Raw genomic sequence first — 18,275 nt, forward strand, 5'->3', positions numbered from 1 at the left:
GTCACAGATAGCCCGAAGCCGCCCGCGTGCGCCGGCAGGTCGTTCAGTCGATGGGCTCTCCAGCAATGGCCTTCGATGCCAGCCGCTCCTCCTCGCTGACCTCCCAGACCTCGTAGGCCGCGTGCAGCGCCAGCAGGATGATGAAGCAGCCGAGGATCAGGTCGGGCCAGCCCGACGCGGTCCAGAGGGTCACGAGGGCCATGACGATGATGGCCACGTTGACCAGGACGTCGTTGCGCGCCGAGAGGAACGCTGCCCTGCTCAGCGAACCGCCGTGGTGACGAACCCTGACGAGCAACCAGGCGCTGGTCCCATTGATCGCGATCGCGCCCAGCGAGGCCAGCACCACCGGCACCACCGACGGTGCGACCGGGTCGGAGAAGCGTTGGATCGCCTGCCAGCCCGCCACGGCCGCCGGGCCCAGGATGATGAGGGCCATGGCCTTCCCCATCCAGGCCCGTCGGGCCATCGGCCAACCCAACGCGACGAAGATCAGCAGGTTGATCGCGGTGTCTTCGAGGAAGTCGACGCTGTCTGCCAACAAGGAGACGGAGCCGGCGGCCAGCGCCACCGAGAACTCGACGAAGAAGTAGGAGAAGTTCAACATCGCCACGGCGAGGACGATCCGGCGCAGCCGACCCGCATCGATGCGGTCGGGGTGCCGCGGTCCCGGCCCGACCCGGTCGTCTGGGCTCATAGCTCGAACCCCAGCCGCTCCTCGAGACGGCCGACGTCGACGCCGTACGTCGCGATGACACGCGCACCGTGTGCTCCGACCTCGAACGTCGCGAGGTCCGTGTAGACGCGGGTGACGCAGGCCAGCCCGGTCAACGGATAGGTGCACTCGCGGACCAGCTTGGGCGAGCCGTCCTTGGCGAACAGCGTCATCATCACGAAGACCTGCTTGGCGCCGATCGCCAGGTCCATCGCGCCGCCGACGGCGGGGATCGCATCCGGAGCGCCGGTGTGCCAGTTGGCGAGGTCTCCTCGAGTGGAGACCTGGAACGCGCCGAGCACGCAGACGTCGAGGTGGCCGCCGCGCATCATCGCGAAGGAGTCCGCGTGGTGGAAGTACGCCGCTCCGGGCAGCTCGGTGACCGCCTGCTTGCCGGCGTTGGTGAGGTCCCAGTCCTCGTGGCCCGGAAGTGCGGCCGGGCCCATGCCGAGCATGCCGTTCTCGGTGTGCAGCACCACTCCGGACTCGGCTGTCAGGTGATCGGCGACCTTGGTGGGCTGGCCGATCCCGAGGTTGACGAACGAGCCCGGCGCGATGTCCGCCGCAACGGCCGCGGCGATCTCGTCGATGGTCCTCATGACACGACCACGCGATCCACGTAGATGCCAGGTGTCACCACGACCTCGGGGTCGATCGCCCCGATGTCGACGACCTCGCGCACCTCGGCGACGACGAGGTCGGCGGCCGTCGCCATCACCGGCCCGAAGTTACGTGCGGTCTTGCGGTAGACAAGGTTGCCCGCGCGGTCGGCGCGGTGGGCACCGATGAGCGCGACGTCACCGTGGATCGGGTACTCCAGCACGTAGGTGCGGCCAGCGATCTCGCGGGTCTCCTTGCCGGCGGCCAACGGGGTGCCGACCCCGGTCGGGCAGAAGAACGCGCCGATCCCCGCCCCCGCAGCCCGCATCCGCTCGGCGAGATTGCCTTGGGGGACGAGCTCGAGCTCGATGCGACCCTCGCGATAGAGGCTGTCGAAGACCCACGAGTCGTGCTGGCGGGGAAACGAGCACATCACCTTGCGCACTCGACCCTTCGACAGGAGTGCAGCCAGGCCCGTGTCGCCGTTGCCCGCGTTGTTGTTGACGATCGTCAGGTCGGTGGCACCCTGGCGGATCAGCGCATCGATGAGGACGTACGGCATGCCGGCCGGCCCGAAGCCACCCACCAGCACCGTCGAACCGTCAGCCACATCGGCGACCGCCGCGTCCGCGGACTCCGGGAACGTCACCTTCACGCGAGGTTCTCCAACACCACAGCCAGGCCCTGGCCGACGCCGATGCAGATGGCAGCGACTCCCCAGCGCCCCCCCGACTCGCGCAACCGGTGGGCGAGGGTGCCGAGGATCCGGCCCCCCGAGGCACCCAGCGGGTGGCCGATCGCGATGGCGCCTCCCTGGGTGTTGACGATCTCGGGGTCGACCTTCCACGCATCGACGCAGGCCAGCGACTGCACGGCAAATGCCTCGTTGAGCTCCACAGCGGAAACGTCGTCCCAACCGATCCCCGCGCGAGCGAGGGCCTGCTCGACTGCCTCGACCGGCGCGATCCCGAAGTCCTGCGGCAACAGCGCGAAGGTGCCCCGGCCTGCTACCCGCGCGACCGGGTCGACACCGATGGTGTCGCGAGCGGACTCCGATCCGAGCAGCACCGCGGAAGCACCGTCGTTGAGCGGAGATGCGTTTCCTGGCGTGATCGACCCGCCATTGCGGAAGGACGGCTTCAGACCCGCGAGCTTCTCGGGCGACGACCCGGGACGGATGCCCTCGTCGCGGGCCAGGTCGACGCCAGGTACGGCGACGACGAGGTCGTCGTAGAACCCGCGTTCCCAGGCAGCATCCGCCAAGTTGTGCGAGCGGGCAGCGAACTCGTCCTGTCGCTCTCGGCTGATGCCGAACCGGTCGGCGAGCTGCTCGTTGGCCTCACCCAGCGACACGGTCCACTCGGCCGGCATCTTCTCGTTGACCAACCGCCAGCCCAGGGTCGTGGAGACGGCGGTGGCGTTGCCGGCGGGATAGGCGCGGTCTGGTTTGGGCAGCACCCACGGGGCACGCGTCATCGACTCGACGCCGCCGGTGAGCACGATGTCGGCGTCACCGGACTCGATGGCCCGCGAGCCGATCATGGCCGCGTCGAGCGACGAGCCGCACAGTCGGTTGACGGTCACCGCCGGCACCGAGACCGGCAGTCCCGCAAGCAGTACCGCCATCCGACCCACGTTGCGGTTGTCCTCACCGGCGCCGTTGGCGTTGCCCCAGACCACGTCATCGATGACCGCCGGGTCGAGGCCAGGAGCCTTGGCGAGCACACCGGTGATCGCGGTGGCGGCCAGGTCGTCGGGACGTACGCCGGCCAGTGCACCGCCGAAGCGTCCGAACGGCGTCCTCGCCGCGGCGTACAGGAACGCGCTCGTCACTGGTCGACCTCCTCGTCGCGGACTCCTTGGGCGATGCGGAAGGCCGTGTTGGCAGCCGGCACCCCGCAGTAGATCGCGGTCTGCAACAGCATCTCCTTGATCTCCGTCCAGCTGAGCCCGTTGCGGCGCGCGGCCCGCAGGTGCAGCGCGAGCTCCTCATGGTGCCCACCAGCGACGAGCGCGGTGACGGTCACCATCGAGCGACTGCGACGGTCGAGGCCGGGCCGGGTCCAGGCCCCACCCCAGGCGTAGGTCGTGATGAAGTCCTGGAACTCCCGCGTGAGGTCAGTGGCGTTGGCGAAGGACTGGTCGACCCACTCGTCGCCGAGCACCTCGCGGCGGACGACCTCACCTGGCGCGCGATCGACCCTCTGCCCGAGGAAGTGCCGGCGCAGCAAGGCGGCGACCTCCTCGGGCCGTTCGGCCGGCGCGAGGTGCGAGACACCGTCGAGCACGACCAGGCGGCCGTCCTTGACGCCGTCGGCGATCTCCTGGAGCGAGGCCGGCGGTGTCGTCGGGTCCTCCGAGCCCGCAATCGCCAGCACTGGCTGGGAGATCTCACTCAGCCGGTCACGGACGTCGAAGCTCGCGAGGGCATCGCAGGCGGCGATGTATCCCGCGTCCATCGCCTCGCTCAATGCGTGCAACAGCTCACTGCTGCGCGCCGGCTGGTGCTCGAGGAAGCCCGGACCGAACCATCGCTCGGCAGACATCGACACCAGCCCCGACGTACCTGAAGCGCGCACCTTGGCGACGCGGTCGGCCCAGGAAGCGGGAGTGCCGATACGCGCACCCGTGCAGATCAGCGCGGCCGACGTGACGCGGTCGGGGTGGTCGAGGAGCAGCTGCAACCCGACGCTGCCGCCGAGAGAGACGCCGGCGTAGGCGAACGGCGCACCGTCGTCGCCGCGTTGCAGTTGCACGTCGGCGACCAGCGCCAGCAGGCCGTCGGCGAGGTCGCCGACCGTGATCGGCTCATCCGGGACCGACCGGTTGTGGCCGTGCCCCGGCAGGTCCCACGCAAGTACGTCGAACGCGTCGGTCAGCCCGCCCGCACACGCGGTCCACACGGAACCGGCACTCGTGCCGAGCGAGGGGCCGAGGACCAGCAACGGGAGCTCGGCGCGATGCGCGGCACCGGACATCCGCACGCCGGTGAGGATGGGGGTCACGTGGGTCCTCCTTCGGCCAGCACGCCGGCGGGTGCTCATCGGTTCAGTCTTGCGTGTCGGGGTAGGTGACGAACACCGTCTCCCCCTGAAGTTGAGGTCCGATTCCAGGCCCGGCCGAGCCTATGGTGGAGCCCCGTCTCACGACTTGTGACCCGTACGGCTGGTGGTGAGCTGGTTTCGGGAAGCCTCCGGGGTCACCAGTGACGGGATCCCCGGATGTCCGGGGATTCCGCCCACCCCGTCAGGCCCGAACCGCGACCAGCCCCTCCCGCCGTCCGACGGTGGCGGCGACGAGGATCGTCAGGCCGGCGGCGGAGAAGTTCACGACGGTGACGGTCAGACCCTTGATCAGCACGAAGTCGGCAAGAGACGCCGAGAGCAGCAGCCAGAGGGTGAAGGTGGCCTTGCCGAGGTAGAGCAATGCCCACATGGCGGTGAGCACGCGGAAGAGCCGCTGGATGCCCGGTCGTGCGGCGATCTCCTCGGTCATCGGGTAGAAGTCGCCGGCGAGCCGGGCGACCAGGGTGCGGGCGCAGAACAGGGAGACGAAGAAGGCGACGCCGATCGCGGCGTCGGTGAGGATCGGCTGCAGGAAGTAGAGGAACGGGCTGCCCGCCACGAACGAGATCAGCGAGCGACCTGTCAGCACGGCCGCTGTCAGGACCAGGAGCCCGGAGGTACATCGGCCGGTGAGCGCGCGCCAGGCGATCGCGCCGTACGACCACGCCAGCGCGAACCCGATCGCCACCCACACGCCGGCGAGGGCGAACGCGGCGTAGAACAACGCACCCGGGATCGCGCACCCGACGGTGATGCTGACCGCGACCCGCCTGATCACAGCACCGAGCCCCGGCCGGGGGGCGACCGGGGCTGCAGAAGGTGCTGAGGAGGGGGCCACAGCGGGGGTGATCAGGGACATGCGAGACCCGTCCTGCCGGACGGACCGGCTCTTCAGCTTGGTCCACCGGGGGAAGACGCCCGCTAGGGCATCCGGGGGGGTTCCACCGGTGGTTGATGCAAAAACTATGCGCTGGTCCGCACCAGCCAAGGCGAATCAGTCCGAAATGACCCACATGGACCAGGTGAATAGTCCGCGGGGGCTAGCGCTGCTGACCCGGAAGACCCTTCCGCCATGACTACATCCGACAACGGCGCCCGAACGCCATACTTCTCCTGGCCACGTATCCGATCGGGAGCGGGATGAGCAGCGACGACACACCAAGCCCTTCCACCTCAGCCGACGTCGAGACCGCCGTGCGGCTGGGCTGGGTCGTCGCGGAGCTGCGCGGCCGCTCGTGGCCCGACGGCCCGCGGCCGGCCACGACCTCGCTGCCCGACCAGCCGGAGTACACCCTGCCCCTGCGGTCCCAGCGGGGGTACGCCGCGGCGCAGCGCTCCGCCATCCAGACGATGATGGCGCTCTCGAAGCTGCTCGGTGTCGACGCCGAGGACGCTGACGAGGAGCTGGCCATGGGTCGGCCGTGGGCGGAGGTGTCGTCGTACTTCTTCGAGTTCGACGCCCGTGTGCAGGACTCGCTGGCGTGGCGCAACGAGGGCGCGGCCAACGGCTACCTGCTGGCCCGCGGTCTGGCCGAGTGCTACTGGGGCCTGGGCCCGGACTCCGCGTGGGAGGAGGGCGGCAAGCAGACCGGGGTGTCGCTGCTGTTCCTGTTCGGCGTGGACCGGCGTCGCGAGCTGAGCCGGATGCTCGGTCGGCTCAAGTCCGGCCAGATGCACGAGCTCAGCGCACCCGCGATCGCGGGCAGCATCGAGGCCTGGGGCAAGGTGGCCGAGGACCCTTCGTGGTCACGCGCGCCCGACCTGCGTGACGAGCTCTACGAGCAGGTACGCCGGTGGTACCAGCTGCTGGTCCTCGACCAGGACCCCACGACCCTGGTCAAGCCGTACGCCAAGCTCAACTCCCCGCACGGCTTCTTCCGCTTCATGCGGCTCTACCGCCTGCAGATCATCATCGGCATCGTGGCGATCCTGCTGCTGACAGGCTTCTTCGCGTTCCGCGGTCAGGCCACCGGCTGGATCCCCTCCATCGTCGGCGCCCTCGGCGTCGGCGGCGCTGTGCTCACCACCGTGCTGACCCGCGCGCAGAGCACCGCGCAACGCCTGGCCACCCGGATGCGCCAGGACGCCTACACCGATCTGGTGGCCGTCGCGGTCACGTCGGTCCCCGAGCACCCCGGCTCCCCCACGTCCGGCTCGGCGATCGAGGCTGCTGTGCGCAAGCGGTTGCTGACGCCGGCCACACCCGCACCCGACTGAGAGTCGCGGCGCCGTTACGTTGGGCGGCATGTCTCGAGACCCGCACTCGCACGCGCGACCCGACGAGGTCGCCGTTCGCAACCTCTCGCTCGACCTGACGGTCGACTTCGAGACTCGCACCATCACTGGCAGCGCGTCGCTCGACCTCGACCGGCGCGAACCGGACGTCGGCACGCTCGTGCTCGACACGCGCGGTCTGGTGATCGATCGCGTCACCGACGGTGAGGGTGTCGAGCTGGCGCACGAGCTCGGCGAGCACGACCCGGTCCTCGGCCGCAGCCTGTCGGTCCAGATCGGCCGGACCGACAGCGTTGTCGTGCACTACTCGACGGGCGAAGGCGCGGATGCCCTGCAGTGGTTGGAGCCGGCGCAGACCTCGGGCGACAAGCCGTTCCTCTTCAGCCAGGCACAGCCGATCCTGGCGCGCACGTGGATCCCCTGTCAGGACAGCCCGTCCGTGCGGATGACCTATGCCGCGACCATCCGGGTGCCCGAGGACCTGCTGGCCGTGATGAGTGCAGCCAACCCGCAGGACCGCTCCGACGACGGCGTCTACCGCTTCGAGATGCCGCAACCCGTTCCGTCGTACCTGATCGCCTTGGCCGTGGGCGACCTGGAGTTCCGGTCACTTGGCGCGCGCAGTGGGGTGTACGCCGAGCCGTCGGTGGTCGAGTCCGCGGCGTGGGAGTTCGGCGAGGTCGAGCAGATGATCATCGCGGCCGAGGGCCTCTACGGTCCCTATCGATGGGGGCGCTACGACATGCTCGTGCTCCCGCCGAGCTTCCCCTTCGGTGGCATGGAGAACCCGCGCCTCACCTTCGTGACGCCCACGATCCTGGCGGGCGACCGATCACTAGTGACGCTGATCGCCCACGAGCTCGCGCACTCGTGGTCGGGAAACCTGGTGACCAACGCGAAGTGGGACGACGTGTGGCTCAACGAGGGCTTCACGGTCTACTTCGAGACGCGCATCGACGAGGCGATCTACGGCGAGACCTACACCCGGATGATCCAGCGGCTCGGCCGGCAGGAGCTCGACGAGGAGGTCGAGCGCCTCGACCCGAGGATGACCTGGCTCGAGCTCGACTTCACCGGCAAGGATCCCGGCGGCCCGATGACAGTGCCCTACGAGAAGGGCTCTCTGCTGCTGCGGCTGATCGAGCAGACCGTCGGCCGCGAGCAGTTCGACGTCTTCCTGCGCGACTACTTCGACCGGCACGCCTTCACCTCGGTCACGACCGAGATCTTCCTCAGCGAACTGCGTCGCGACCTGCTGGACCCCATGGGCATCTCGCCCGAGGACCTGCGACTGGAGGAGTGGGTGCACGGACCCGGAGTGCCTGACAACGCGCCGTACTTCGAGTCCGCGGCGTTCGACGTCGTCGACGCCCAGGTGGCTGCCTTCCTCGCAGGGGCTGAAGCAAGGTCCCTCGACACTGCCGGCTGGGTCTCGCAGCAGTGGGTCCACTTCGTACGCGCGCTCCCGAGCGACCTGCCCTCCGCACGGCTCGACGAGGTCGACGCGGTTCACGGGTTCAGCCGAAGCCGCAACATCGAGGTGGCGACGTCGTGGCTCGAGCTCTCGATCGAGTCAGGCTTCGCACTCGACGATGCCGACCAGGACGACGCGGTGGCGGACTTCTTGACAAGGCACGGACGAGCGGCATACGTCCGACGCGTCTACGCCAAGCTCGCCGCGACGCCCACCGGACTGGCGAGGGCGCGGCAGATCTACGCCAGCGCGCGGCCGACGTATCACTCGGTGACGCGCAACGCCGTCGACCGCGTGCTGGCCTGATCGGCCTGAGCCTTCTGGCGTTCGGCCGAGACGACGATCGCGACCGCACCGACGACGACCGCACCGCCGATCACGATCGGCATCGTCACGGCCTCCGACAGGATCAGCCAGCCGAGGAAGACGGCGACGACCGGGTTGACGTAGGCATAGGTCGCCACGAGGGAGATCGGTGCGACGCTGAGCACCCAGACGTAGGCGGTGAAGGCGACCACCGACCCGAACGTGACCAGGTACGCCCAGGCAAGCCAGGCATCGAGCGGAGCCGACGTCGGGAGGAGGTGCTCGCCTCGGACGGCCGCGAGGAGCAGCAGCCAGACCGACCCGAACAGCATCTCGTAGACCGCCAGGACGAAGGCGTCCTTGGGCAGCGGCAGTCGCGGCTGCGACCAGGACCCCAGCGACCAGAACACGGTCGCGCCCATGATGATCAGGCAGGCCACGACCGGGACGTCGCCGCTGATCCCTTGCGAGGCGATGAGGACGACCAGGCCCGCGAAGCCGAGCAGTACTCCGAGGAGGGTACGGGCGCTGGGCCGGTCGCCGGTCAGGCGCCGGTAGACGATCACCCACAGCGGCACCGCAGCGATCAAGAGTGCGGCGATCCCCGAGGGCGCGCCCTTCTGCTCGCCGAGCATGACCAGGCCGTTGCCGAGTGCCGGCAGCAGGAGCCCGAGCGCCGCGCACCCGACCAGCTCGCGGCGGGCGACGCGCAGCCGACGTACGCCTCCGCGCAGGGCGAGGACGGCCCCGAGCAGCAGCCCGGCCACCAGGTAGCGCCAGCTGGCCGAGGCGAAAGGCGGCAGGTCCTCGACGAGCACGCGGATGGCGAGGTACGTCGATCCCCAGACCACGTAGACGATGCCGAGCGCGACCGCGACGAGCCACGCAGCGGGTGGCACCGTGGCCACGGCCGGCGGGGCTGTCATCTGCCAACGATCGGTTTGCTCCTGCACGGCTCCATCGTAGGGAGCAGGCGCCCCCCGGGCCGGATGCTTTTCGGACACCGCACCGCGATTTCCCGCCGCCACGTGCCGTCTGGAGCTGTCTTGACCGGTTCTTCTGCCGAACGGCGTCCAACGTGTCAACCTCTTGGACATGACCGTCCTCCGCGTCGGACTGTGGGGTGCTGACCAGCACGCCGCGGACGTCACCGTGCCCACGCTCAGGAGCACTCCCGGCATCCAGCTCACGGCGATCGCCTCGATGTCGACCTACGCACAGGAGCTTGCCGACACCTGGGGGGTCGAGGGCGTGCAGGCCACGGTCCAGGAGTACCTCTCGGTCGGCGAGTTCGATGCCGTCGTCCTCGCCGACAACCCGGCGTCCCACGAGTCCGCACTGGCCGTGGCCGCCGAGATCGGGATGCCGGTGTACGTCGAGACGCCGGCCGCGTTCGGCGCGGCTCCGTTGCGCAGGTACGCCGAGATGGTCAGCAAGCGCGACAAGCCGGTCGCGTCGTTCGTCGGCTTCAACCTCAGGTACGCCGCGATGACCCGCGCCGCGCTGGAGCTCGTCGCCACCCATGGCCGGATCTCGCACGTCGCCATGGACTACCACGTCGGATCTCCCCGCGGAGGCCTGTGGTCGCGCGACCCGCTCGACACCTTCTTGCTGGTCTCCGGCATCCACGCCCTCGGGGTGATGGCCGACGTGCTCGACTGGCCGGCTGCCGACACGCTCACGAGCGCGGAGGTCACCCAGACCCGCAAGGACGACTGCTTCGTCACCGCCGACTTCACGACTCGCACGACCAGGGGCTCGCTGCGGATGTCCAACACCCGCAACCGCGAGACCTTCGAGACCACCGTGACCTGCGTCGACGGCTGGTCGGTGTCCTGGACGCTCGACGAGGTCACCGCCTACAGCCCCGGCGCCCATGAGGAGTCCCACCACTACTGCAGCCCCCTGCTGATGGGCGGCGAGCGCGCCGGGTACGCCGCAGCGATGCGAGAGTTCCGCGACGCCTGCCGCGGCAAGGCCGAGAGCCGGTCGACGATCGAGCAGGCCGTCGTGGTCATGGAGTGGATCGAACGCCTGCGCGCGTAGCTCGCGGACGTCATACGAAGTGGTCGCTATGGCGACCAATTCGTATGACGTCCCGCGCGTGACAAGGGCAGGATCCGCACCATGACCTCAGCCGCGGACCTCTCCCGGTACGACGACATGCTGGCCTGGATCGACGCTCGCCACGGAGCCGACCCGGACGTCCGGGCGTGCTGGGTCGGCGGTTCGGCGGCGACGGGTGGGTACGACGACCACTCCGACCTCGATCTCAACGTGCTCGCCGCGCCGGGCACGTTCGCGCGTGTGTTCGCCGACCTGGTCGCCTCGCTGCAGGAGTCGTTCGGGCTGACGAGTCTGTGGCTGCTCCCCGAGTCGACGTACTCCGACGGGCGCCAGCTCTTCGCCACGCTGGACGAGGACCCGGGTGGTCTCGCGACGCCGACCCGACTGGTCGACCTGGTCGTCTTCGAACCGACCGACGAGCACCGCTGCATCGACGTACGCCGCCACGGCACGCCGCTGGTCCGCTTCGACCCCGACGGCCTGGTCGTGGTGCGTCATGACGACGAGGAGGGGCTGCATCGGGGCGCCGCCGAGACGATCGACCAGATCCGCCAGCGCCGGCTGGTCGCGGAGTGGCTCGTGAACCGAGCCACGGCGCGGGGCCATCTGCCCGAGGCGGTGTCGCTCTATCTGAGGTTCGCGCTGCTTCCGGTCATCCAGCTGCTGAGGGCGCGCGACTGCCCGGCCCGACACGACTACCTGTTCCGCTACCTCCACACCGACCTGCGGCAGGAGGATGCCGCCCGGATCGACACCCTCCTGCCCGGAGTGGAGAGGCTGCGCGAGCTGTCCGCCGAGTGCTTCGCTTGGCAGGACGAGCTGCTCGCGACCGCCGCTGGTTGAGGAGGTTGCTCTGCAAGCTCACTGGTACTGGGAGAGCAGTCCAGTCACCGGGTTTCGAGACAGGCGCTAGCGCGCCTTCCTCAACCAACGAGTCACCAGGTGGGTCCGCAGCCAGTCGAGACGGTCGACGCGGGCGCTGTCGCGGAACTCGTGGTCCTGGCGGGGGTAGAGCTTCGTGACGGCGTCGGGGCTGGAGGCGGCGTAGGCGTCGCGCACGTCCTGGCCGATGTAGAAGTCCTCCTCGGCCCACTGGATGTAGACCTGGTCACCCAGTCGGGCAGCGTGGTCGACGGGGTTGAGATCGTCGAACAGCGCGAGGTAGGCGTCGCGCTCGGGACCTTCGAGCTGCAGCCAGAACTGTGCGAACCAGTTGCCCATCAGCGCATCGGGAGCCTGGAGCACCATCGTGGAGATGCGGTGGTCGGAGTCGGCGAGCAGCGCGCCGTACATGGCGCCGTAGTCGTGTCCGACCAGCGCGATGCGGTCGTCGTCGACCGCACGGACGGCGGCGAGCCGGTCGAGCGCCCGCCGGAAGGCCGCCACCTGGTTCTCGACGAGCGTGACGTCGCCCGTCGTGCCGTCGGGATTGGGCACCCACGGGAAGTAGCCGAGCGGCAGCACCGAGACGACACCCTCGCCGGCCAGGGTGATGGCCTCGGGGAGGTACTCGCTGCGGTCGTTGTTGATCTCGCCGAGCCAGTGCAACCACAGCACACCCGGAGCCGAGTGCCTCTTCAGCGCCCCGGCGGGTCTGACCAGGTAGGCCTGCACGGGGTCCTGACCCGGAACCGGGATCGAGATGTCCTCGACGACCACCCCACTCGCGACTGGTCGAGCAGCCGCGGGGCGCGCCGCGTCCGACGTCGTGCTGACGCCCGCCATCAGTCCTCCCATCAAGGCCGCTACCGCCACCAGGGCTGTCCGTCGTGGTTGCACCTCGCACCTCCATGCATCAGTTGCTGCATCAGTAGTAAAGAGGGTTTTAAGACTGACGCGAGGTACGTCGGTAGCATAGAGCCGCTAGCAACTGACGCCGAATCGTGATCTCGACACGCTCGATCACCGAGAGGACGCCATGAACGGGTTCCCCAGCGACTGGCTGGTCGACGCGATGGTGCCGGCATCCGACGTCGAGCTGGCGCTGCTGCTCGTCAACAGCATGGATCTCCTGGAGGACCCGCCCGACCGCTTGGTCGACCTCCAGTGGCTGACGCACGTGCTCACTCGCGTCGGACACGCACAGCTGGCAGGCGAGCTCACCAAACGAGACCTCCCTCGCCTGCGCAGGTTGCGGGACGCGATGCGCAGCGTCTTCGAGACCGATGACGACACGACCGCCGCCGAGGTGCTCAACCCCTTGCTGGTGAAGGCTCGAGCGGTCCCACTCCTGACGGAGCACGACGGCGCGATCTTCCTCCAGGTCGGCCTCGGACTGCGCGGCGTCGCCGCTCTCGAGGCACGCCTCCCGGCGGCCCTTGCCACCTTCGTTGCCGAGCAGGGCACCCGTCGCCTCGGCGTCTGCGGCAGCGATCCGTGCCGGTGCGTGTTCGTCGACCGGACCCGGGCGGGCACTCGCAAGTACTGCTGCAGCTACTGCAATGACCGCTACGCCGCGCGGGCCTATCGTCGACGCCGCAAGCACTAGCCTGGCGTTGGCCCCCCTCGCGCACCGGCTGGAAGAACGTCGAGCAGGCGGAAGGGCCTTGCTGTCATCGGTACTACCGCGAAGGTGCATCCGAATCGAAGGTGTTCACAATGGTCCCCATGGAGTGGGAGATCAAGCCTCTGTCGACGGAGACCTGGGATGCCTACGCGGCCCTGATCGCCAAGCACAACGGCATCTTCGGAGGCTGTTGGGACACCTACTTCCACTCACTGGAGAGGGACCCCGACCGCACCTACGACAGCAACCGCGAGCTCAAGTGCCGGCTGGTCGAGGACGGCCGGGCGCATGCGGCCGTCGTGTTCAGCGGCGACCAGGCCATCGGCTGGTGCCAGTACGGATCGCCGGAGGAGCTGCCCAACATCCACCACCGCAAGCAGTACGACGCGGAGGCCGACCTCGTGCCGGACTACCGGCTCACCTGCATCTTCGTCGACCGCGACCACCGCCGGCAGGGCGTGACCGAGTTCGCGATCCAAGGCGCTCTGGACCTGATCGCCCAGGCCGGAGGCGGAGTCGTCGAGGGATACCCCCACGAGAGGCCCACCAAGAAGGTCTCCTCGTCGTTCCTCTACAACGCGACGCGACCCGTCTACGAGCGGATGGGCTTCGAGTACGTCAGGCCCAAGGGACTCAAGAACACCGTCATGCGCAAGGTCGTTGCGCCCCGATGAATCGCTCGACCGGGTCAGCAACGGCGGCGGGATCGCCACCTCCGGGACGCTACTCGGTGAACTCCTGCTCGCGACTGCTCGTCATCCGACTGGTCACAGGTTCGGCCCGGGATCCCCTCGTCGCCTGAGGTTCGCACGGTCCACGAGACTTCCTACGGCCGCATGTCCCAGGTGGGTGCCAAGGTGTCCCGTGTGTCGCGCATCTGGGTCTCCCGGCTTCCGGGCGAGCGCGTGCTCGCTCGGGAGAGTGGGAGCCGACACGACCTGTCGATGACCGACCTCGCGGCCTTCGTCGCCGGCCGCGAGGCTGACTCTCCGCGGTGGGTGTGGGACGACACGGCCAGGTGGTACCCACCCTTGCTGGAGGCCGGCGTCCGCGTCGAGCGCTGTCACGACCTGCGGCTCGCACACCAGCTGTTGCGGCGAGCACCCGCGGTCGACCAAGGGCTGCTCGACGGCGAGGCCGAGCACTGGGACCGCCTCGGACCCAGTGCGTCCGGCGAGCCGGCACTCTTCGCGCCCGACGACTCGCTCGAGCACCTCGACGCCTACGTCGAGGACCAGCGCCAGCTGGCGGCCGTGGCTGCGTCCCCGGATGCGGCGAAGCTCGCGCTCCTGCTCGCCGCGGAGTCGTCGGGAGCCCTCGTCGCGGCCGAGATGACCCATGCCGGGCTGCCCTGGAGCATCGAGCTCCACCAGCGCCTGCTGGCCGAACGCCTCGGCCCGCGTCCTCCGCGCGGTCAGCGACCGGCGGCGCTCGAGGCACTCGCGGCCGAGGTGAGGCAACGGCTCGACGCACCGCGACTCAACCCCGACTCGCGCCCCGAGCTCCTGGCCGCTTTGCGACGTGCCGGCCTCGACGTCGCCGACACCCGCGCATCGTCGCTGCGACGGCTCGACCATCCGGGCATCGAGTCCGTCCTTCGCTACAAGCAGCTCGCGCACCTGTTCCAGAACAACGGCTGGGACTGGATCGACCAGTGGGTCAGGGACCGCAGGTTCCGGCCGTCCTACCAGCCGGCCGGCTCGACGACGGGTCGGTGGTCGTCCAACGGCGGTGGCGCTCTCTCCATCCCCGCCCACGTCAGACCGGCGGCCGTTGCCGACGAAGGCTGGCTCCTCGTCGTCGCCGACGTGGCGCAGCTCGAGCCACGCGTCCTCGCCGGCATGAGCGGCGACCTCGCCCTGTCAGCGGCCGCCCGCGGTGCCGATCTCTACGAGGGCATGGTCGACGCTGGCGCGGTGGCGAGCAGGCGCGACGCCAAGCTCGGCCTGCTCGGCGCGATGTACGGCGCCACGACCGGTGAGAGCGGTCGCATCCTCGACAGCCTCACTCGGCGCTACCCCCAGGCGTTCGGACTGGTCGAGGCAGCGGCCCGAGCGGGCGAGCGGGGCGAGGTCGTGCGTACCCTGCTGGGTCGCGGGTCCCCCAGCATCGGCGACGCCTGGGACCACGACAACGACGAGGCACCGCCCGACCCCGACCGGATGGCCGCACGACGCCGGGCCTTCGGCAGGTTCACCCGCAACTTCGTCGTGCAGGGCACCGGCGCGGAGTGGGCACTGTGCTGGATCGCCGACCTGCGCAACCGCCTGTGGCGGCTGGGCGATGGCCAGCTCACCACCCGACCGCACCTGGTGTTCTTCCTCCATGACGAGGTGGTCGTGCACACTCCGGAGGCGCTGGCCGAGTCGGTCACCCGCGAGGTCGCGGACGCCGCAGCGACAGCCGGACGGTTGGTGTTCCGAGATGTCGCCGTCGACTTCCCGCTCAACGTCTCGGTGGTGCGGAGCTATGCCGATGCCGGCAAACCCGGCAGCGACGAGTCCTCGGCGAGGAGCGACGGCTCGGACGCCGCCACCGCCACTGGCCGAGCCAGCTTCCAGGCCGAGGGCGGATGATGGGCAACCGACCGGTCACCGATTCCGTTAGGTAGGCATGGCACCCGAGACCGACCTGCGAAGCGAGTTCGCCACCCTCTTCGTCGACGAGCCGCCGGCACCGACCGTTGCGCACCTCGTGGCCGGCGGCCGACGCCGCCTGCGGCAGCGCCGGCTCGGACGGGGGCTCGGGGTCGCTGTCGTCATCGTCGCTGTGGCGACCGGCTATGGCGCCGTCTCTGCGGGGCCGGACGGCGAGCGCTCGCTGGTCACCGACAACACCTCACCAGACGGCCCGCAGCCGCCTGGGCCGACGGCGACGACGACGTACGACTCGACCGACACCGAGGCCGACGCCGACCGCGTGCGCGGCTTCAGCATCGATGAGGCCACCGGTGAGGTGACCGGGATCGCGGGCGGCGACGTACGCGATGCGCTCACCCTCGGTGAGATCAGCCAGGACTCCGGTGCTGTGGCGGTCGACGTCGTGCTCGATGGTGACGAGACCTGGTGGTACGTCGACTGGAGCAAGGACGGAAGCGGCTCGGTCAACGTGGCCGCCCAGCTCGAGCAGCCGTTCAGCGAGTGGGCGCAGCGGATGCACCAGAGCCAGCAGTCGCCCCCCGACCCCGGCAGCGACGGCCCGCCACCCCTGGTCGCCACCGACTCGATGGGCAAGCTCCAGATCGAGCCTGGGGTCGAGGTGCTCCAGCGCATCGACAACCCGCTGGACCTGCAGGCGCCGTACACCTCGGTCGCGGTCGAGGTACGCAAGGGCAAAGACCATTTCCTGGCGGTCTTGACCCCCAACGGCGGCTCCTACGGCGACCCGGACAAGCAGACCCTGCAGGAGCTGATCGACGAGGTTCGCGCCGGCGGCCCGGGTTACACCGCTGCCGGGCCGATGCCACCGCTGTGGGACCTGGGCGCCGGTGGGATGCCGGTCATCCGACCCGATGCCGAAGTCGTCAGGAAGGTCGACAACCCCCTCGGTCTCGAGCCACCGCGTCGTTCGGTCGCCTACGTCGTGCGCTACGACGCCAAGACGTGGTGGGCCCTGTGGGAGCTCGGCCCCAGCGGGCTCAACGGTGCCCAGACGATCCGGGTGGCCAAGGACGGCTACGCGTCCATCGAGGACTGGCTGGCCGACCAGCGGGCGCAGGTCGCGTGGTGAGCGAGCGCGACGCCGGGTTCTCGGAGTTCGTGGCGTCGCGCCGCGACCACCTGCGGCGCGTCGCCTACCTGATCTGCGGCGACTGGCACCAGGCCGACGACCTGCTCCAGACGGCACTGGCGAAGGCGTACGTCGCGTGGCCGCGCATCCAGCGCGACGGGCATGAGGAGGGCTACGTCCGCCAGATCATGGTGCGCGCCAACATCGACGAGCACCGGCGGCCGTGGCGGCGCCGCGAACGATCCGGCCTCGAGGGCTACGACGCCGAGGTCGCCACGGGCCCGGGCCATGAGGAGCGCGCGGTGCTGCTGGACGCCCTTGCGGAGCTCGGCCCGATGGTGCGACGCGCGGTGGTGCTGCGCTACTGGGTCGGGCTGTCGGTCGCGGAGACCGCGGCCGAGCTCGGCATCGCCGAGGGCACGGTCAAGGGGTACTGCGCCCGCGGCCTCGAGCGGCTGCGGGAGACGCTGGCCGCCGACCGTGCCTGACCCTGTCAGCCCAGGGTCGAGGTCCGCGCGACGAGCTCGGGCAGCAGCACCACCTGCTGGTGGCTGTGCTCCGGGTTGTCGGCCTCGTCGAGGACCAGCTGAGCGGCCCGGCGGCCGAGCTCGTGGCGGGGCTGGCGCACCGAGGTGAGAGGCACCGCCGCGGCGCCGGCGAAGTAGATGTCGTCGTAGCCGACGATCGCGAGGTCGTCGGGAACGGCGAGGCCGGAGCCGACGAGCTGCTGCAGCAGCCCGAGAGCCAGCAGGTCGTTGGCACAGAACGCGGCCGTCGGGCGCTTGGCACGTGGCAGGCCGAGGATCCGCTCGCCAGCCGTCCGGCCCTCCCGCACGGTCGTCGCCTCGGTCGCGATCACGGTCACAGGTGGTGCGCCGGCGTCGTCGAGTCCGCCACGAGCACCGACCAGCCGGTCGCGGACCTGCCCGATCGACTCGGGCCCACCGACGAAGGCGATGCGCTCGTGCCCGCGGTCGAGGAGGTGCTCGACCGCCAGCCTGCCGCCGAGCACGTCGTCGACCGCCACCGAGCACAGGGCCTGCTCGCGTGGCGTCCGGTCGACCACGACCACGGGTGTCCCGCGGTGCGCGACCGCAGCCAGGTGTGCGGCCTCCGGATCGATCGGCGTCACCAAGATGCCCTGCACCCGCTGCTCGACGAGGTGGTCGAGGTAGGCGACCTCACGGTCGACGCGGTTGTCGCTGTTGCACATGTAGAGCGAGAAGCGGCCGCTCTCGGCCGTCTCCTCGATGCCGGCAGCGACGTCGGTGAAGAACGGGTTGGCGGCGTCGAGCATCACGTAGGCGAGCGTCCGGCTGCGCCCCGAGCGCAGGTGGCGGGCCGCCTCGTTGCGCACGAAGCCCAGCTCGACCATCGCCTCCTCGACCTTGCGACGGGTGGCCGGGCTGACTCGGTGCGGCTGGTTGAGCACGTTGGAGACGGTGCCGAGCGAGACACCCGCATGGGCAGCGACGTCCTTGACGCCGGCCATCGCCTCACCCCCGTTGTCCTGATTGAAGGGCAGCTGCTGTAACGCTTCAGCCAGCCTGTCCGCGGTCAATCTAGTGCAAAACCTTG

The 18,275-nt window shown here is 69.7% G+C and carries 18 protein-coding genes; 9 read left to right on the forward strand and 9 right to left on the reverse strand.

Annotated elements, in window-relative coordinates:
- Positions 1-43: 43 nt before the first annotated feature.
- The 6 genes from ISU10_RS13990 to ISU10_RS14015 all read right to left on the reverse strand — a co-directional run bounded on the left by ISU10_RS13990 (position 44) and on the right by ISU10_RS14015 (position 5,158).
- Complete coding sequence (locus ISU10_RS13990; protein WP_194697026.1) at positions 44-697, reverse strand: cation efflux transmembrane domain-containing protein; 654 nt, start codon at positions 695-697, stop codon at positions 44-46.
- The gene (locus ISU10_RS13995) at positions 694-1,314 is read right to left on the reverse strand and encodes a 3-oxoacid CoA-transferase subunit B (protein WP_194697027.1); all 621 of its coding nucleotides are present in this window, start codon (positions 1,312-1,314) and stop codon (positions 694-696) included. The genes ISU10_RS13990 and ISU10_RS13995 overlap by 4 nt, the downstream gene beginning before the upstream one ends.
- Positions 1,311-1,970 carry a 3-oxoacid CoA-transferase subunit A gene (locus ISU10_RS14000; protein WP_194697028.1) on the reverse strand — a complete coding sequence of 220 codons (660 nt, stop codon included), beginning with the start codon at positions 1,968-1,970 and terminating at the stop codon, positions 1,311-1,313. The genes ISU10_RS13995 and ISU10_RS14000 overlap by 4 nt, the downstream gene beginning before the upstream one ends.
- Positions 1,967-3,148 carry a thiolase family protein gene (locus ISU10_RS14005; protein WP_194697029.1) on the reverse strand — a complete coding sequence of 394 codons (1,182 nt, stop codon included), beginning with the start codon at positions 3,146-3,148 and terminating at the stop codon, positions 1,967-1,969. The genes ISU10_RS14000 and ISU10_RS14005 overlap by 4 nt, the downstream gene beginning before the upstream one ends.
- Positions 3,145-4,320, reverse strand: a complete 1,176-nt coding sequence (pcaDC, locus tag ISU10_RS14010; RefSeq protein WP_442417791.1) for a bifunctional 3-oxoadipate enol-lactonase/4-carboxymuconolactone decarboxylase PcaDC — start codon at positions 4,318-4,320, stop codon at positions 3,145-3,147. The genes ISU10_RS14005 and pcaDC overlap by 4 nt, the downstream gene beginning before the upstream one ends.
- A gap of 241 nt (positions 4,321-4,561) precedes the next feature.
- Positions 4,562-5,158: a VC0807 family protein gene (locus ISU10_RS14015; protein WP_194697030.1), complete on the reverse strand. Its 597-nt coding sequence runs from the start codon at positions 5,156-5,158 to the stop codon at positions 4,562-4,564.
- Between the two features lie 362 nt (positions 5,159-5,520).
- On the opposite strand from ISU10_RS14015, the gene ISU10_RS14020 reads away from it, so the two are divergent.
- Complete coding sequence (locus ISU10_RS14020; RefSeq protein ID WP_194697031.1) at positions 5,521-6,597, forward strand: hypothetical protein; 1,077 nt, start codon at positions 5,521-5,523, stop codon at positions 6,595-6,597.
- A gap of 28 nt (positions 6,598-6,625) precedes the next feature.
- Positions 6,626-8,395 (forward strand): M1 family metallopeptidase, encoded by a 1,770-nt coding sequence (locus tag ISU10_RS14025; RefSeq protein WP_194697032.1) that lies wholly within the window; start codon positions 6,626-6,628, stop codon positions 8,393-8,395.
- On the opposite strand, the gene ISU10_RS14030 is transcribed toward ISU10_RS14025, so the two are convergent.
- The gene (locus ISU10_RS14030) at positions 8,353-9,321 is read right to left on the reverse strand and encodes an EamA family transporter (RefSeq protein ID WP_194697033.1); all 969 of its coding nucleotides are present in this window, start codon (positions 9,319-9,321) and stop codon (positions 8,353-8,355) included. The genes ISU10_RS14025 and ISU10_RS14030 overlap by 43 nt on opposite strands.
- Before the next feature lie 169 nt (positions 9,322-9,490).
- Between ISU10_RS14030 and ISU10_RS14035 the strand changes: the two genes are divergently transcribed.
- Both ISU10_RS14035 and ISU10_RS14040 read left to right on the forward strand, forming a co-directional pair.
- Positions 9,491-10,441, forward strand: coding sequence for a Gfo/Idh/MocA family protein (locus tag ISU10_RS14035; protein ID WP_194697034.1), 951 nt, complete (start codon positions 9,491-9,493; stop codon positions 10,439-10,441).
- An 81-nt stretch (positions 10,442-10,522) separates the two neighbouring features.
- A complete protein-coding gene (locus tag ISU10_RS14040; RefSeq protein ID WP_194697035.1) occupies positions 10,523-11,305 on the forward strand; it encodes a nucleotidyltransferase domain-containing protein in 783 nt (260 codons plus the stop codon).
- A gap of 66 nt (positions 11,306-11,371) precedes the next feature.
- Here the strand turns inward: ISU10_RS14040 and ISU10_RS14045 are convergent, their stop codons facing one another.
- Complete coding sequence (locus ISU10_RS14045) at positions 11,372-12,187, reverse strand: alpha/beta hydrolase family protein (protein ID WP_194697036.1); 816 nt, start codon at positions 12,185-12,187, stop codon at positions 11,372-11,374.
- A gap of 193 nt (positions 12,188-12,380) precedes the next feature.
- On the opposite strand from ISU10_RS14045, the gene ISU10_RS14050 reads away from it, so the two are divergent.
- From ISU10_RS14050 to ISU10_RS14070, 5 genes are all read left to right on the forward strand, one after another.
- Positions 12,381-12,950: an ABATE domain-containing protein gene (locus ISU10_RS14050; RefSeq protein WP_194697037.1), complete on the forward strand. Its 570-nt coding sequence runs from the start codon at positions 12,381-12,383 to the stop codon at positions 12,948-12,950.
- 119 nt (positions 12,951-13,069) lie between these two features.
- A complete protein-coding gene (locus ISU10_RS14055) occupies positions 13,070-13,642 on the forward strand; it encodes a GNAT family protein (RefSeq protein ID WP_228500883.1) in 573 nt (190 codons plus the stop codon).
- Between the two features lie 192 nt (positions 13,643-13,834).
- The gene (locus tag ISU10_RS14060; RefSeq protein ID WP_370865376.1) at positions 13,835-15,544 is read left to right on the forward strand and encodes a bifunctional 3'-5' exonuclease/DNA polymerase; all 1,710 of its coding nucleotides are present in this window, start codon (positions 13,835-13,837) and stop codon (positions 15,542-15,544) included.
- A 37-nt stretch (positions 15,545-15,581) separates the two neighbouring features.
- Positions 15,582-16,697 carry a hypothetical protein gene (locus ISU10_RS14065; protein WP_194697040.1) on the forward strand — a complete coding sequence of 372 codons (1,116 nt, stop codon included), beginning with the start codon at positions 15,582-15,584 and terminating at the stop codon, positions 16,695-16,697.
- On the forward strand, positions 16,694-17,185 hold the full coding sequence (locus ISU10_RS14070) for a SigE family RNA polymerase sigma factor (protein ID WP_194697041.1): 492 nt from the start codon (positions 16,694-16,696) through the stop codon (positions 17,183-17,185). Before ISU10_RS14065 ends, ISU10_RS14070 begins: the two co-directional genes overlap by 4 nt.
- Before the next feature lie 5 nt (positions 17,186-17,190).
- On the opposite strand, the gene ISU10_RS14075 is transcribed toward ISU10_RS14070, so the two are convergent.
- Entirely contained in the window at positions 17,191-18,189 is a 999-nt protein-coding gene (locus ISU10_RS14075) for a LacI family DNA-binding transcriptional regulator (RefSeq protein WP_194697042.1), read from the reverse strand.
- Between the last annotated feature and the right edge of the window lie 86 nt (positions 18,190-18,275).

The sequence above is a fragment of the Nocardioides agariphilus genome (assembly GCF_015352445.1).
Taxonomy (GTDB): Bacteria; Actinomycetota; Actinomycetes; order Propionibacteriales; family Nocardioidaceae; genus Nocardioides; species Nocardioides agariphilus.